At 46.1% G+C, this 15,621-nt stretch carries 18 protein-coding genes, 1 tRNA gene and 2 pseudogenes; 14 read left to right on the forward strand and 7 right to left on the reverse strand.

All coding sequences use genetic code 11. The features are described 5' to 3' along the window. The 4 genes and pseudogenes from rpsK to JCM14467_RS14195 form a co-directional block, all read left to right on the forward strand. Window positions 1-244 (forward strand): 30S ribosomal protein S11 (rpsK, locus tag JCM14467_RS14180; protein WP_252901809.1); only part of this gene is annotated, 244 nt, incomplete at its 5' end. 63 nt (window positions 245-307) lie between these two features. Then, on the forward strand, window positions 308-883 hold the full coding sequence (locus JCM14467_RS14185; protein ID WP_252901810.1) for a GNAT family N-acetyltransferase: 576 nt from the start codon (window positions 308-310) through the stop codon (window positions 881-883). Between the two features lie 98 nt (window positions 884-981). Further along, window positions 982-2,052: pseudogene (gene radA / locus JCM14467_RS14190) on the forward strand (DNA repair and recombination protein RadA). 92 nt (window positions 2,053-2,144) lie between these two features. Then, a complete protein-coding gene (locus JCM14467_RS14195; RefSeq protein ID WP_054850603.1) occupies window positions 2,145-2,501 on the forward strand; it encodes an aspartyl protease in 357 nt (118 codons plus the stop codon). 3 nt (window positions 2,502-2,504) lie between these two features. Here the strand turns inward: JCM14467_RS14195 and JCM14467_RS19230 are convergent, their stop codons facing one another. Together JCM14467_RS19230 and JCM14467_RS19235 are read right to left on the reverse strand one after the other, a co-directional pair. Continuing rightward, on the reverse strand, window positions 2,505-3,176 hold the full coding sequence (locus tag JCM14467_RS19230) for a hypothetical protein (RefSeq protein ID WP_252901811.1): 672 nt from the start codon (window positions 3,174-3,176) through the stop codon (window positions 2,505-2,507). A gap of 86 nt (window positions 3,177-3,262) precedes the next feature. Continuing rightward, window positions 3,263-3,814 carry a hypothetical protein gene (locus JCM14467_RS19235; protein ID WP_252901812.1) on the reverse strand — a complete coding sequence of 184 codons (552 nt, stop codon included), beginning with the start codon at window positions 3,812-3,814 and terminating at the stop codon, window positions 3,263-3,265. A gap of 249 nt (window positions 3,815-4,063) precedes the next feature. Here JCM14467_RS19235 and ribH point away from each other — a divergent pair, with 249 nt between their 5' ends. Continuing rightward, window positions 4,064-4,525, forward strand: a complete 462-nt coding sequence (ribH, locus tag JCM14467_RS14205; protein WP_054850615.1) for a 6,7-dimethyl-8-ribityllumazine synthase — start codon at window positions 4,064-4,066, stop codon at window positions 4,523-4,525. Between the two features lie 164 nt (window positions 4,526-4,689). Further along, window positions 4,690-5,230 (forward strand): annotated as a pseudogene (yjjX, locus tag JCM14467_RS20295) (inosine/xanthosine triphosphatase). 68 nt (window positions 5,231-5,298) lie between these two features. Here yjjX and JCM14467_RS14215 read toward each other — a convergent pair. Continuing rightward, window positions 5,299-5,685, reverse strand: coding sequence for a hypothetical protein (locus tag JCM14467_RS14215; RefSeq protein ID WP_054850604.1), 387 nt, complete (start codon window positions 5,683-5,685; stop codon window positions 5,299-5,301). A 218-nt stretch (window positions 5,686-5,903) separates the two neighbouring features. Between JCM14467_RS14215 and JCM14467_RS14220 the strand changes: the two genes are divergently transcribed. Continuing rightward, complete coding sequence (locus tag JCM14467_RS14220; protein WP_054850605.1) at window positions 5,904-6,509, forward strand: hypothetical protein; 606 nt, start codon at window positions 5,904-5,906, stop codon at window positions 6,507-6,509. Window positions 6,510-6,674: 165 nt separating this feature from the next. Further along, window positions 6,675-7,070: a hypothetical protein gene (locus JCM14467_RS14225; RefSeq protein WP_252901815.1), complete on the forward strand. Its 396-nt coding sequence runs from the start codon at window positions 6,675-6,677 to the stop codon at window positions 7,068-7,070. Between the two features lie 120 nt (window positions 7,071-7,190). Here JCM14467_RS14225 and JCM14467_RS14230 read toward each other — a convergent pair whose 3' ends face one another. Both JCM14467_RS14230 and JCM14467_RS19590 read right to left on the reverse strand, forming a co-directional pair. Beyond that, a complete protein-coding gene (locus JCM14467_RS14230; RefSeq protein ID WP_252901816.1) occupies window positions 7,191-7,448 on the reverse strand; it encodes a hypothetical protein in 258 nt (85 codons plus the stop codon). Window positions 7,449-7,529: 81 nt separating this feature from the next. Continuing rightward, the gene (locus JCM14467_RS19590; protein ID WP_256359268.1) at window positions 7,530-7,652 is read right to left on the reverse strand and encodes a hypothetical protein; all 123 of its coding nucleotides are present in this window, start codon (window positions 7,650-7,652) and stop codon (window positions 7,530-7,532) included. Window positions 7,653-7,796: 144 nt separating this feature from the next. Here JCM14467_RS19590 and JCM14467_RS14235 point away from each other — a divergent pair, with 144 nt between their 5' ends. The 6 genes from JCM14467_RS14235 (at window position 7,797) to JCM14467_RS14260 (ending at window position 14,707) form a co-directional block, all read left to right on the forward strand. Beyond that, window positions 7,797-8,609, forward strand: a complete 813-nt coding sequence (locus JCM14467_RS14235; RefSeq protein WP_054850608.1) for a hypothetical protein — start codon at window positions 7,797-7,799, stop codon at window positions 8,607-8,609. A 282-nt stretch (window positions 8,610-8,891) separates the two neighbouring features. After that, window positions 8,892-10,355: a glycosyltransferase family 2 protein gene (locus JCM14467_RS14240; protein WP_252901817.1), complete on the forward strand. Its 1,464-nt coding sequence runs from the start codon at window positions 8,892-8,894 to the stop codon at window positions 10,353-10,355. Window positions 10,356-10,408: 53 nt separating this feature from the next. Further along, complete coding sequence (locus JCM14467_RS14245) at window positions 10,409-10,951, forward strand: hypothetical protein (protein ID WP_252901818.1); 543 nt, start codon at window positions 10,409-10,411, stop codon at window positions 10,949-10,951. 698 nt (window positions 10,952-11,649) lie between these two features. Then, window positions 11,650-13,341, forward strand: a complete 1,692-nt coding sequence (locus JCM14467_RS14250; RefSeq protein WP_054850611.1) for a hypothetical protein — start codon at window positions 11,650-11,652, stop codon at window positions 13,339-13,341. Continuing rightward, window positions 13,323-14,453 carry a hypothetical protein gene (locus JCM14467_RS14255; protein WP_054850612.1) on the forward strand — a complete coding sequence of 377 codons (1,131 nt, stop codon included), beginning with the start codon at window positions 13,323-13,325 and terminating at the stop codon, window positions 14,451-14,453. The genes JCM14467_RS14250 and JCM14467_RS14255 overlap by 19 nt, the downstream gene beginning before the upstream one ends. Next, window positions 14,441-14,707, forward strand: a complete 267-nt coding sequence (locus JCM14467_RS14260; RefSeq protein ID WP_054850613.1) for a hypothetical protein — start codon at window positions 14,441-14,443, stop codon at window positions 14,705-14,707. The genes JCM14467_RS14255 and JCM14467_RS14260 overlap by 13 nt, the downstream gene beginning before the upstream one ends. Before the next feature lie 318 nt (window positions 14,708-15,025). Here the strand turns inward: JCM14467_RS14260 and JCM14467_RS14265 are convergent. Next, window positions 15,026-15,103 (reverse strand) — tRNA-Arg (locus JCM14467_RS14265). A 24-nt stretch (window positions 15,104-15,127) separates the two neighbouring features. Next, window positions 15,128-15,430 carry a hypothetical protein gene (locus JCM14467_RS14270; RefSeq protein ID WP_252901819.1) on the reverse strand — a complete coding sequence of 101 codons (303 nt, stop codon included), beginning with the start codon at window positions 15,428-15,430 and terminating at the stop codon, window positions 15,128-15,130. Window positions 15,431-15,621: the final 191 nt, after the last annotated feature.

Here is a 15,621-nt window from a genome sequence, read left to right on the forward strand (position 1 = left end):
GTATGCCGCGATGATGGCTGCGTATAAGGCCGCACAAATAGCCATGAGTAGGGGCATAAACGCAGTGCACATAAAGGTTAAGGCACCGGGCGGCTACGGCCCAAAGACGCCAGGTCCTGGTGCGGCTGCCGCCATTAGGGCCTTGGCCAGGGCGGGCTTGATAATCGGTCGTATTGAGGATGTGACGCCAATACCAACCGACACCATTAGGCCGCCTGGAGGTAGGCGTGGTAGGAGGGTGTAAGTCCTCATTATTTTCTATTCCTAATTAATCCAAACCCTATAATTTATCGTTTAGGCGGTACTCATGAATTGCGGTGGACCAATCACGGTAGTTATAGGCGGTACGGAATTAATGAGCCATGCAGAACCAATATTGAGGGAGTTCTTTGGTTCGGCTTATAGGTATGCAAAGGCCGTTGTTGACTACGGCGTTGGCTCCGTGGCTCTAGCCACCGTTGATGGGTCGATCGCGGGTGCAGTTGTTTATTACGGCGTTAATGTTGGTTCCATTAAGCTATGCGTTATTTATTACATAGCCGTGGTTGAGGAGTGCAGGGGTTTGGGTATTGGTAAGGTTCTGATGAGTACAGTTGAGGAGGTGTGCGCGGATTCAGATGTCTATGTCGCAACCACGTGGTTCGGTAACGAGCCAGCCGACAGGCTCTATAGATCGTTAGGTTACGTTGGTTACACATGGGATGAGTTGAGGAGACTCATTGGTAGGAGGGCGGTTGATAGGTTGCTTAAGGCGACCTGTGGTTACGACGATGATATAGCCTATGTAAAGCCCACCACTAATGATGACGTACTGGCGATACTAAGGCATGTTGTTGAGGCGGCGGTGATGACATTAATAGGCTTTGGCGCGAGACCTGCCTAGGCGTGTGGCTTAGGATTAAGTCAAGTCTTCGGTGAATCCCGTACTTCCTCACTGCTTAGTTTTTTTAAGTAATAACCATTTATTTTTAGGTGAGGAATATGCCAAAGGGGAAGAGAAAAGTGCAGGAGCAGGAGGTTGAGGAGGAAGAGAAGGAGGAACCGGTCGAGGTTGAGGATACGGGTGAGGAGAGTGGTGAAAGGGGCGCTGCGGTTACGGCAAGCGTTAGTGGTGGTTATCCTGTCATTGATGTTGAGGAGATCGAGGGTGTTGGCAGGGTAACGGCTCAGAAGCTTAGGGAGGCAGGCTACAACACGGCTAGGGACGTTGCTTCGCAAGCGTTAAGGAGTTAGCCGAAATACTCGGTAGTGAGGATAGGGCTAAGCAGATAATTGCGGCCGCCCAGAAGCTCATTGGCTTGACGCCATTCATAACGGCTTACGAACTTTATGAGAAGAGGAGAGGCGTTAGGAGGATTAGCACCGGTGTTAAGTCGCTTGATGAATTACTTGGTGGTGGTATTGAGACCAAGGCGATCACGGAGTTGGTCGGCGAGTTCGGTAGTGGTAAGACCCAGCTATGCCATCAATTAAGCGTAATGGTTCAGCTACCCGAGGACAAGGGTGGCTTAAAGGCTAAGGCGTTGTACGTCGATACGGAGAACACCTTCAGACCCGAGAGAATAATGCAGATGGCTAAGTACAGGGGTTTGGACCCGCAGGAGGCGTTGAGGAACATATTATATGCCAGGGCCTACAACAGCGATCACCAGATAATGATCATTGACGAGAGTAAGAAGATTATCGAGAAGGAGAACATAGGCCTAATAATCATCGACTCATTGGTCGCCCACTTCAGGAGTGAGTACCGGCAGGGAGAACCTAGCCGAGAGACAGCAGAAGCTTAACCACCACATAGCCCAACTACTAAGGATTGCCGACATATACAACGTAGCCGTTGTAGTGACGAACCAAGTAATCGCCCAGCCAGACGTATTCTTCGGAAACCCGCTGAAGCCGGCAGGCGGTAACGTGATTGCCCACGGTGCAACCTACAGGGTTTGGCTTAGGAAGGGTAAGGAGAATGTCAGGATTGCCAAGATATTCGACTCGCCGTATCACCCAGAGAGGGAGGTCACGTTCAGGATAACCGAGGAGGGAGTCGTTGATTAAAATCAAAAAAACAATTACTAACGCCGAACCTGGCGTTATGTGATTACACGTGCTTAAAACTATTTAAATTCCTAGCTATGGAATTATGCTTGATGGATTTTATCAAGGTTAAGGCCGGCGTATTCAACCCATTAATGCCTGATAAGGTAGTGGAGGTTGAGAGTATCGTTGATACTGGCGCAGTGTATACGGTAATACGTAGAGACATCCTTGAGGGACTCGGTATAAAGCCAAGTGGAAGGAGGAGGTTTAAGGCCTTTGGTGGTTATGTTGAACGGGATGTAGGGGATGTCGGTCTAATGCTCATGGGCGAGAGAGGCATCGTCCCAGTGATATTTGGTGAGACTGATGATGCGTTGGTGATTGGCATGACCGCACTTGAGATACTGGGTCTCGAGGTGGATCCAGTCAATGGAACGCTTAAAAAGACGGAATTACTACTGCTTTAACCCTCACCGCAAGTCCTCAAGCCTCTCGATCAGTGAGTCCTCATCACCGAAGTACCTGATGTCAATCTTCTTCTCAAAGCTTATCAACTCAAAGTTCAACCCCAAGTCCCTAGCATACCTATAGACCTCCATCAACTCCTCCCTACTCGGCCTCCTAGCCAACTCCCTAAACTCAGGATTAAACCTCGGCGAGTTTGGGTCCGTCTCATACTCAGGTCTGTACTGATCCATTATGTTCACCAGGACGCCGGGCATGTTATCGGCAATCCACCTAAGCAGGGGCTTAGTATCATCCTCGATATGGCTGGGCATTACCAAGTGCCTAATTATCATGTCCTCACCCCAGTCATACACAAGCTTATGATTCCTAGAAACAATTTCAAAATAGTGAGGGATTCTTGATATTCTAAATGCGCAGTTATTATTATAATATTTAAAATCTGGTAAATGAATATCAACTATTACTCTCAATATTTTCATTGAATTGACCGTCATGTAGAAGTTACTGTTCCATAGCATGGGTACGTTGAGTTCATCGCCATAGAAGGCCCAATCCCTCGAGAAACTATACGGTATGAAGTCTGCCTTAACCGAGAGCACGGCATCATACTCCTCATCGCTCAACTCATCAAGGACCTTGATGCCCTTCTTGGCAATTAACCTAATCGCCTCCACTATGTTGTGAAGGTGTGGTGTTGGTTCGCCGCCGACCCAATTAATGTTATGGACACCCTCAAGCCTTAGTATGACCGCTGCCGAGGCTATCTGCCTTGGTTCATGATGACCCCATTAAACCTATCCCTACTGATGTCGGCATTTTGGCAGAAGGCGCAGCGGAAGTTGCAGGATGTGAAGAAGATGGTTCCCGAACCCATCACGCCACGAAGAGGCAACTCCTCACCCAGGTGGTGGAAGTACGTGGAGACCCTACTAGTGAAGTCAAGCATACATACGCCAAGCCTCTTACCGCCAGTCCTATCAACCCCACAACGCCACTCACAAAACTCGCAATGCCTAATCATCCTCTTAGTAATCTCCGAAATGAGGTCCAGGAGTGATGGTGATGCCTTGGGCGTCCCCCTAATATCAACCTCGTTATTCCTCACCCTGCGCCATAACTCCAGGAAGTCGTTTAGGGCCCTATCGAACTCTCTCCATAACTCGCCCTCGCTTAGTTCGGTTATTTTCTCATTGACGGGTATCCTATCGGCTATTAGGTACTTGGCCGGTTTCCGGTTAATCGCTACCTCGTAGTACCAGGGCAGCTTGTCCCTAATGTACTTCCAAATCCAGAGCCCTGAGAAGTTAATCACACCATTAATTAGTCAGTGCCAGGGCTTTTTAAACGCTTGTTAACGGTGGTAGGGCTTAGGACTACATACCTATGTAGCAACTACATAGGTATGTAGTTCCTAGTGGACCAGCAGAGGATCTAGGTGGACTTTGTGACGGAGTAATGGGGCTTAAGTGATGCATATCTTGGCGTTAGGCAGAGCTGTCACGTTGGTGTGGGTCTATACTTAGGATTAAGCTTTTATTTGCCCTATTCCCTAACCATGGTGATGGCGAATAAGGTTAGGCTTGCAATCGTAGTTGCCGAGTTTAATTACGATGTTACATACCTAATGCTCCAGAAGGCCCTGGAGCATGCCAGGTTCCTGGGGGCTGAGGTCACGTATGTAGCTAAAGTGCCTGGCACCTACGACATGCCGATAATAGTCGATGAACTGCTTAGGAGGGATGACGTGGATGCCGTGGCGGCCATAGGCGCCGTTATCCAGGGTGAGACCAAGCATGACGAGGTTGTTGCTCATCAGGCGGCTAGGAAGTTGATGGACCTGTCAGTGGAGCATAGAAAGCCCGTGGGCATGGGTATAATAGGGCCAGGAGCCAATAGAATGCAGGCGCTGGAGAGGGCTGAGGAGTACGCGAGGAGGGCTGTGGAGGCCGCGGTTAAGTTGGCGAGAAGACTCGAGTTACTCAGGGGTAGTAAGTACACGGGCACCACAGTATTCATTGAGTAAGACAGTGCATTAATGCGGTGAAGGAAATACAACGTAGGTCCTCAAGTAACTACTATCGTGAATTGTGAAATCATCAGCATTGGAGTCACTCTTCACTTCTCGGTAGGCGACTAAGCATCATCACAAGTTAGAGCCTTATAACCCCTAGATTTACTTTATCCGCCGTGATAACCGTAGCCATCGGCTCAAGGAATCCAAATAAGGTCAGGGGTACGGAGCTGGCGTTCCGGCTCGCGGGTTTCAGGGTTAACGTGGTCTCGGTTGAACCACCTGGCGACTTATCGCCAGAACCCATTGGGTTCAATGAGACTATTAATGGAGCCATTAAGAGGGCTAGGTACGCAATTAACGCCGTACCCAATGCAGAGTTTGGCGTTGGCATTGAGGCGGGAATAATTAGGGTTGAAGGCTTTGAGGAGGGTCTTGACGTAACCATAGCCGCAATAATTGATAGGGATGGTAGGGTAACCCTCGGCATGAGCTGGATTCATGGTACCTAGGAAGTTCATGGGCGAGGTGTTGAAGGGAGTTGAATTAAATGAAATCGTCAGCAAGTATTATGGAGAACCTAACATAGGTAGGAAGTACGGCCTAATCGGAGCCCTGACCAGGAGGTTCATAGACAGGGTCGTCCTCAACACGGAGGCAGTATACATGGCATTAATACCGAGGATGCCGTGGAATGCAGGTTTATTTAGGGATTGAACGCCTTGGGCAGGCAGAGTGGAGGTAAGATTATTCTTACAGCCACTCTACAGGTTCAAAACAATCAATTACTCACCACCCTGCCCGCCCTCGCTTAATTCCCCGGTCTCGCCCTCCCCCCTCTCCGTGAGTTCCAGGTATATCAGTGCCTCAACCTCATCCTTATTACTTAACCCGAGACCCTCTATCACCGTTGTTGGTAAACTGGCCCCGTACTGGGTCTTGTGTATGCGCCTAATGTTGCCCTCATAGGCCATGTACCTATTATCCTTAAACAGCCAAATCCTCACTGGGGCACCATTCCTAAAGCCGAAGTACCTAACCGTTGTTGGCAGCGGTATGTAGGCGTTAACGATCTTGTACTCCCTATCACCAACCCTCCTCGTACTCTCATAAATCCTAACCCTAGCCCTAACCCAAACCGCATTACCAAAACCAATATCCAACACAGTCATACAAAGATGCAAAACCAAAACCTGACTTAAAACCTTGACCATCATAGAGAGGCCGAGGTTTGAACCTGCAGAGTGGAGGTAAGATTATTCTTACCTCCACTCTTCCCGTCCAGAGTTCGACACAACAATAATAAATAGATGCTTTGCCAAAACTTTCGCTGATGTTTCTATTTTTCGTTAGAGTAAAACTTATAAATCCCTGAAGAGACTAAGCTCTGATGTACGTGGTTACTGGTTACACACGTGGTAAGTCGTCAAGGAGTTTTGGAGGTGCATATAAGGATGCTGATGATGTGAGGGATGTTCATGAGACCACTGCGTTAAAGTCCAGGAAGAATCTTCAGTACTTCATGATTACTAATGATGATAGAGACCTGGTCCTATGGTCCTTTGACATTCCTGGTTATGAGACGCACATATACTCATTCATTAAGGAGACAGCCACGTTGATGCTATGTCCAAGGATTGATAATTCAACTTACTTACTGCCAGACATATCACTACTGAGCGACTTATCGAGCGTCTTGTCAAATTATGACTATAGGGATACGTCGTACTTCGTAAAGCCATTGAGTAGGGACTTCGTTATTGAGACTCTGAGGAGGACTTACAACTCGGCGTTAGTGTTAATCACGAAGATGTTGATGAGTGCGAATAAGGCCAGGGGCACGGCGTTGATGAGGTTAATCGACAAGGTTGATTATGCCGAGGAATCAATCAATAAGGCGCTAACGCTGTGGGAGAGTAAGGGTTACGGCATTGACCCCTCAGGTATAAGGAATGCAATAGACAGTGTTAGGGAGGTCCTTAGCAGGAGTTGGTAAAGTAACCGATAGAGCCTTAACCAAATACTCAAGGTATTACCTGACAATCACCATGGAATAGATAGGCGAGTAATTAGGGAGTTAATTAAGGAGTTAAGGAATAGATACCCTGGCAAGTCCAGTTCCTGGATCAGGAGATCACTAAGGAGGTTCCTGAACAATGATGTGAGGGCATTAAGCAGCAATGCATGGGTTGTTAGAGGCGAGCCATCAATGGGTGATAAATTACCGCAATACATAGTTAGGCTCATCAACGGTAAATACACCTGCGACTGCCAGGCAAGCCCATGGGGCGAAAGCAGGGGCCTTTGCACCCACATAGGTGCAGTAATTGCTAGCCAGGTGTATGAGGAGCTCATGAGGACCGTGTATGCGGCAGTGATAAGTGTTAGGTGCGTGGATACGGAACTAATCATACCGGGCGAAGGAGCCTCTGTAGAGAGGGTGGTTAATGGTGAGGAAACAACATACATAATTAGGACGAATGACGAGAAAACCCTAAGGGCATTATTAGCGTGCAACGATAAGATAGAGGAAGTAACAATAGGCACAGGGCCATGAAGAACTGGGAAATTAAAGAGACAATACAGGAAGTGGACAAAACCACGAAGGAGGGCTAAGCAGGGAATGGCATTTTTCTTTCATCGACTCAAAGAGCCATACGCCAGCTTCTTGGCTTCCTCAATTGCACCTGACGAGGACCTTAGGCAGTAAATGACGGTGATAACCCTGCCTAGGAATTTGTGGGAATAACTTCACTGTCTCACTAACCTTAGTTAAGGCACGCTCTACAATTTTCCTACTGGCTCTATTCTTCGCCTCACCAACAATGGTCATCTGCCTATCGGTCCCATAAATATAGAACTTATACCTGGGGTTCAATTGTACTGGACCAGTCTCGATATTGATGCTGCGCTGTTTCAGGCAATAATTAACCACGTTCCTCAATGGTTATTGTAACCTTCTCTAGGGTTCTCTTAATCCTATCAACTCTCCTCTCAAGTCTATCCATCCTAGTCTTCAACTCCTTCTGATCCCCTCAATAACTCTTGGATACCGGCAATCCATTACTGCGTACTTAAACGCACAATCCTCCCCTAAAGCCTTTAGGGATCTCTCCTTCTCCTCCTGGCTAAGTCTCATGGCCTGGTAATCATTTTGTATGACATATTTAAAAGGCTAAATTTACAATAGCCATTGATGGTTATGGTAATTAATTATGAATTGCGTTCTTCGGGAGGAATTGGTTCAGCAACACTTATATACGTGGGTGGTTAATGGATTATAATGCACCAGGTGTGGGATGATAAACAGTTCATTATTGGTATTAAACGGCTCAGGATTGGCTATGCTATTGTCTCCATATCCATGGTGCTGATCATTGCCTGGCTTGCCATATTCAACTTCATGTTAATATGGTTCTACGTGGCGGAGCACCCAAACACATTACTCATACTAATATCGGCCCTCACCATAGGCTTAACCTCGGCGCTATATCAAGCTCCAGGTTTCATGAAGTTGGCCAATGCCAGTAGGAGGTATGTCCATGGTAAGGCGGGCATCATATTACTCATAACCACTTGGGCATTAGCCACCACATCCATGGTTACCTACTACGTAGGTCTACTATTCCCTCCACCTGGACTCTACACCATCCCGGTACCCAACCCAACGCTGGGGTGGGTATCGAATATTACTGAATACCTAGGTTTCTTAACGTTCTTCCCAGCCACGATATTAATTGCGATAACACTACGTAGGTTGGGTAACGACCTTAGGAGACCCATGGTTAGGACTGGCGTAACCCTGGTATTAGTGGGTGTCTCAATAATAATGTTCTTCGGGACAATGGAGATACTGGCGCCAATATGGGCCAGGTTCATCACTAGTATTGAGACGAGCATACCAATAAGGGTTGAACTACCCTTCGAATTAATTGAAACACTTGGCATAATAATCACGGCACTACCACCAGTATTAGGCTTAATCGGGTCCGTATTATTTACGCTAGGCTCAAGCCACGCCATGGAGGGGCAATTTAATGACGGGAGTAAGTACTTACCTTTAGCACCTATACCGTCATTATTCACGGTTTCATAAACTTAGCATTATTTGCGCCGTAAGTTTATGCTATCTTCACAATTAGTATGGAACATTAATCTAAAAGAAATTAAGTCCTATGAAAAAGGTTCTCTAAATGCGTAGAAACGACCATGTTAATGATACATGCGAAGATTAAAAGAGAACCAGTGGTTCCACCAGGGCTTGAAGCCGTAGGACCTGAGTTCAAGCCCAGCAGACCGCGGAGAGACAGGGCAGGTTAACTCTGAGCAGTTTCTTAAAGAGCAGAAAGTTTTATTAAATAAGTTAAAAGTATTGATGATGCTCATGGTAATGAAAGCTGCCGCAGCAAGAAACTACGCCGTGTTCCTGTCGCTCATAGTGGGAGCCCCGCTTATAATCACCATCCTCATAGGCCCCCGCTCACCCTATTCCATAATCACCTTCCTCATAATCCTCGACATAGTCATCGCCATCTCGATGGCGGCAACCTATCTGCGCTACAGGACCCTTGCTAACACCTACTACCGCGGGGTCCTTGACTTCTACTCTCAGAAGCCTGTTGATCTAAATGGAAGGAGGGTCGCAATCCTCGTCGTTAGCTACAATGAGGACCCTCTCATGGTCGCTCAGAACGCCCTCGTCTCAAGTCTCAGTGTCGGGCCGGAGAACGTTTACGTCCTCGACGACTCGACAGACCCCACCATTGTTACCAGGCTGAAACTGATAGCTGAGAGGACTGGCTTTAACTACGTACATAGGGATAACAGGAGGGGTTACAAGGCAGGCGCGATAAACGACTGGCTCAGGGCATACGGCGACAAGTACGACTACGCCATGATCCTTGACGCCGACCAGATGCTACTCCCTGGCGTGATAGGTAGGCTCCTCAAGTTCTTTGACGACGACAGGGTCGCGTTCGTTCAGATCCCACAGTACTACTCAAACACACGCACCTGGATAGGAATGTCATCGTGGATACAACAACTCCCGTTCCTCAGGGTAGTGATGAGGGCAAGGGATGTGCAAAGGTCACCCTTCATGTTAGGCTCGGGAACCCTCTTCAAGATAAGGCCGCTGCTGGAGGTTGGAGGCTTCAACGAGGATACGGTCACCGAGGACATTTACACATCGCTTGAGCTGCTGGAGAGGGGCTACTATGGCAGGTACATCGACGTACCGGCCCTGTGGAGCGGCGAGCCCCCGCAGTCATATACTGCCTATTGGGTCCAGCAGTCCAGATGGTCCCTAGGAGGCTTCCAGCTTCTTCCAAGGCTCCTCAATGCAAGCATTGTCCTAACTCAATTCTGGGACTACCTCAACGGCGTATTGTATTGGTTCAAAGTAAGCATCCTGGCGCTCGCAGAGGTCGTAGCGCCTGTGCTATTCATTTTCCTTAATGCGTACTACTTCAGGTATGCCCAACTCTTCTTCATTATTTACATACCAATTTTCTTCTTCTTACTGTATAACTACTTGTTGTCAATGAAGAGATACAAATACGGCCTGAGGGCCTTCCTTGCTCACTATTCCCTCCAATCCATCGACTCATTTCCAACCACACTCTCATTCCTGACATGGATTACGGGCAGGAAGAGACCGTTTAAGGTCACCCCAAAGGGAGGCGGGACGAGGACCCCCATTAGGCTTATCCTACCGACACTGATCATCATTGGCCTACTCCTGGCCGCCTCGATCCTCGGCATTATGAAGCTACTTGAGGGGGCGAACTTCTGGTACAGGGTCGCCGTTGCCGTCAACCTCTTCTGGGCCTCTGGCTTTTAACGGGTTATGGTATTGGACTGTTCCTGATAGTGGGTGGCGAAGCCCCGTCCCGTATGAGGAGGACGTGGAAGCAGAAGTACATGCCCGAGCTGTTTGAAGTCTCTCCTCTCGTCCACTACGCCGTTGAGCTTGAAACCGCAATATCACATTACGATGAGGGATTGGCCGTGAAGTTAGGCAGTGATGACCCAAGGGTGCAGCTCATTCGTGAGAGTTCGAGGGAGAGTGTTGGGCATGCTAAGGTGTACGCCCAAATCGCCGATACCCTTGGAATTGCGAGATGGTCGTCCTACTCGCCCGTCTTGACATCATTCCTTGACACAGTAATGAGAAGGGTAAGCGAGTCCGAGGCCAAGTGTCTGTCAGACAGCAGTAAGGGCCTAGACTCATCGTGCCTACTGATTGATGAGGAGCTAATGATGAGGATGGTGGCCCAACTCGTCAAGGAGGTCCTGGGCGATTCCCTCACGGAGGAGATGATTGAGAGACTTGACCGCATAATTGACGAGGAGACGGAGCACTTCTACGCCAAGCTTTACCTGATAAACGCCCTGCAGGGTGAGCCAGGGCATCGCGCTCGAGACCAAGGGGAATAAATAGTAATAACCCTTATAAGAGAAATCAAGGCTGAGGTAGATAATTAATACTGAATAAGCGTTTACATGTGTCTATGACCGATACTGTAGTCAATGCTTGAATTATAGATATGGCAAAGAGCAACGCAGTGTCTTTGCCATTATTCACTCCACGTAGGCGTTCCAAAAGCTAATGCTTTTCCTCTTTTACTATTCATACTACATTCACCGAATGTAGGCGACTGAACATTATGTTTAGTATAACGTCAACATAACAAGCATAATGCGTGTTCCAAGTACCATTTCCTAAAGTTCTCATGCAGGGTGACCAATAATGCTCAATAAGTACCCTTGCTCAGTTAATGAAGTCCTGCCCCTGTAAGATGTTCACAATACCCTCTGGAACGCTTCTGCTTATCATTTAGGTTGCGAAGAACTTCCTAAGCCCATAAAGCTCGGACTCGCGGCTAAGAACCTGCTTGGTTTCCTCCTTGAGTTCTTTTCTTAGCCTGCCCTGGTCAAAGGTAGAAACCTATTTCTAAAACGCTCAATCGTATCATTACTGAACTAATTGCTGGCTGTAATCGCTTCGTGACTTCGCCAGAATGACTCACGCCTTGGCAGGTACTGAGTCTTAATGAACTTTAGGGTTTTTAGAGTTATTAATTGTAAAGTATTTATTTCCTAAATCGTATTATATTTTGTAAGAGGATACCTTTATGCCTGAGGTTCATGAGGAGGTTATTAACGTTAAGCTTGCGAATATTTTAAGTAGAGAACTAGGTATTGATGCAAGGGCTGAGAGAATTCATGGTAGGAGGAGACCAGACATAAGGTGCTACTACAGGGGCTTCATAATAGGCATAGAGGCATCCTATAGTGCCAGTGATGCTGAAGAGGATGCCAGGGGGAGAATAGAGCAGGGGCTTACGGATATCTCCGTAGCCCTATGGATTAAGGAACGCTTTAAAGATATACCAGAGTCGCAGCTTTACGATGCAATAAAGAGGCCTAGGTTCGACGTTAAGGTGTTCGTTCCCTCGGAGATTAAGGGTACCTTAATACCATTCATAGAGAGTAAAATTTCTAAGAAGGCTGAACCTGTCACGGAATGGTTTAAGGATGTTGATATACCCACGTTAAAATTAATCATAGAGAGCAGTATAGATTTCTTAGTCCGTGAAGAAGAGATAAAACGTAATCTGGAGTTTATTGAGGAAAAGATAAACGATTTTACTGAGTCGTTAAAGGCTCTGGATAATAAAGGTATTATTAGGAGGAGGATATACGACATTCTTTATAGACTTTATGGCCTATCTGTGGCTAAGGCCGAGAATCCGGACGTAGCCTTTGGCCATGCAGCATTATCAATACTATTATCATCAACCTTTTATGAGCACGTAAGGTCAATGAATCCAGAGCTAAGGTCACTGAGTAATTATATAAGGCAGCATGGAGGTATTAATGGCTTGAGAAGGGCCCTGGAGGATCTTCTCAAAGTGGATTATAAGGTAGTTATTGAAACAACACTTAACATACTTGATGCATTACCTCAGGATATAGATTTGAGGGTAAAGGACTTGATAGAGTTAGGCGCAGAGATCGCGGCCAAGAGGAGTTTATTGAGGAAGGATTTCGCTGGTAGGGTGTATCATAGGATAACGGGTGATATAGCCGTTAGAAAGGGTTTTGCAACATTCTATACAGAGGTCCCGGCAGCATACTTACTAGCGTCATTAGCTGTGCAATTCCTCCTAAACCTTGATATGAAGGATCCTCTTACATTATCTAGAGATGAAGCTCATAATCTAATTAACAGGATAAGATCTGTCAAGATTGGGGATTTTGCATGCGGTAGTGGTACATTACTTACGGCATCTTATAGCGCATTAATGCGCTTAATAGCGTTATTAAAGTATTACTATGATGTTGATGTAGACTTGAACAATGTTGGTAAGGAATTGATAGAGAATGGCATTTATGGAATCGACGCCTTAAAGTATGCCTCACAAATAACAGCAATAAACCTCGCCTTAATAGGGCCTGAGGTTATATCAAGGGAGAACGTTTTCACGATATATTTAGGGTTAATCCCAGGAAAACAGCAAGCATGGTTCGGTTCATTAGAGCTCCTCAATAATGGTAAAAGGGTTGGCGGAATATTGGCATATATTGAGGGTGGACTAAAAGGATCCGTCGAGAGGGTTAATGTTGAGGGTGTAGAGGGCGTATTTTCATTACCCGAGAAATTCGACCTAATCATAATGAATCCCCCATTCACGAGACCCACAGGAAGAACCGAGAGATTTGGGGAAAGGAGGGGGCTCTTTGGTTTATGGTTAACGAGGATGTTAGGCAATCGTTTATTGATGTTTACAAACATGTTAGAACTATGGTGGGAGATGAGCTAAGGCAGCTTGCCCGTAAAAATAAGGAAATCTTCCCAGGTTCAATACAGGATATAATTGAGGAAAAGGAGGATGAACATAAATATTACTTAAACATCGGGCAGGCAGGTGAGGGGCTCCTATTCCTATACCTAGCATATAAATATATCAAGGACGGCGGAGTAATAGCTTTTGTACTGCCTAAGGGTCTATTGGCAGAAATATCATGGTTCTTAGCTAGAGTATTGCTTTTAACAAAATTCCACTTAAAGTACGTAATTATTAGTAATGATCCTCAAAGCGGGTACAACTTTAGTGAAGGCACAAGCCTCAGTGAAGTACTCATTGTTGCAAAGAGGGTAAATAGTCATAGCGATAATGAGGAAACAATATTCATAAACTTATTACGAAAACCATCAACAGCATTAGAGACCATAATGTTCGTAGACTCTATAAAGAGAACTATTGAAAGAGATGAAAGATACGTAAGTACGTACGGAAATACTATCGCAATAATTACGAAATTTAAGAGGAAAGAGCTCATAGAGAATGTTGATAATTGGAATAGGCTGATCGCATTTCCCAATGATGAATTGAATAGGGTAATGATAGATATGTATGAAAATGGAAAAATATTAGAAGTAGGTGGATCGGCAATAAGGATTCCTATTACAAAGCTGGGCAAGATTGTGAATGTTGTTGGTTTAGCTGTAAGAAGGGGTACATTCCATGAAGTGTTTAAGCAAGTGCCGTCTAAGGTTCCTGGCGCTGTGCCAGCACTTATAGGTGGTGATGAGATTTATCGAAGGAGCATACTCGTGAAACCTAATTCCTGGGTTATCGTAGCAAAGCCCGAGTATGCAGGTTACATAAATACCGCAAGCAGGTTCTTAGTTCCTGACAGGATACGAGTCAATACTGCACATGCCACCGCATTGTACAGCGAGGACCCCATCGTTGCTAATATGTTCTTTGGGCTGAAACCAAGGGATACACTCAAGGAGGACCACCTTAAAGTATTAGTGTTGTGGTTTAATACAACATGGGGGCTCTTATCAATCTTGCCGAAAGAACGGAGACTGAGGGATTATGGATTGAACTCACCAAGACTAAGTGGAGATCAATGCCAGCAATAGATATTACTTCCCTGGATTCCAACACTACAGAACAGCTCATTAAAGTGTTTGAAAAATACGTAGATAAGCAATTGAAGAGGATCCCAGAGCAATTTGACCCGAAAAATCCCGACCCAATTAGGTTAGGGATAGATTTGGATTTTCTAAAGGCTATTAATCCAACAATAGATGAGGATAAGGCTAATGAAGCATTATTAAGGCTTTACGAGCATGTAAACAATGCCTTAAGGACTTGGTCAGGAGAATCAACATAAATTCTCATGAGTATTTAATGAAAAGGAATTATCATAGCCCCAATATATTCATGATCACGACTATCACTCACCCAATCTCCGAGCCTTAGCTCGTGGCGTTTTTAGGCTGTTCGATTAGGTTTTAAACTTCGTACTAACGCAAGGGGTATTAATGAACATGCATCATCGTTTATTCCCTTAAATTGAAATATTAAGCAACTTATTGCTTAGCTGAAGATATTATTGATATGATACATTATCTAGTACATGAGTGCTCATGGGTGCGTTACCGAGTGTTCATAACCCACGTTACTGGTTATTAGGGGTTGAATGGAGGAGTGGCGGCCCCGCCGGGATTTGAACCCGGGTCCTACGGCTCCGCAGGCCGCCGCTCTATCCATGCTGAGCTACGGGGCCGATATTTTCTCGCCTTCATTGGTTTTAAGTCTTGCGTTTCGGATTGTTAGTTATTAGTGAGTAATTAATTACATTGTTCAGGGCTTGGCTGTGCTGGGTGCTTGTTTTCACCGCGGCTGCCTTCTCCGTGGGTGCTAGGCGTCTTAGGTGCTTTGTGATTATTCGTCTCTTTTTCTCGTCCTTTGTTCTCTCGAGTTTTCTGCGCAGTACTTCAACGACTTGCGCCTTGATGTCGTCGTACCCCTCAAACACGTACACTGGTACTATGACGGCTAGGTATTTACCACCCCTATTAACGTAGGCATAAAACCCATCACCATACCTCACCCTCAACGCATTTCATGACGGAATGACTTACCACTCCTCGCAATGCTCGAAACCAAGGAGGATAATCACTTAATAAGAATTTCTTGGGATGGAGGGAGGGGCTTGTTTAACGCTGCTGCTTAATAATGTTGTTACTAATTAGGTACGCCCTAAGCGAAGCCACACTATCAAACCTACCACCCTTAACCTGC

The sequence above is a fragment of the Vulcanisaeta sp. JCM 14467 genome (assembly GCF_001316245.1).
In the GTDB taxonomy this organism is placed as follows: Archaea; Thermoproteota; Thermoprotei; order Thermoproteales; family Thermocladiaceae; genus Vulcanisaeta.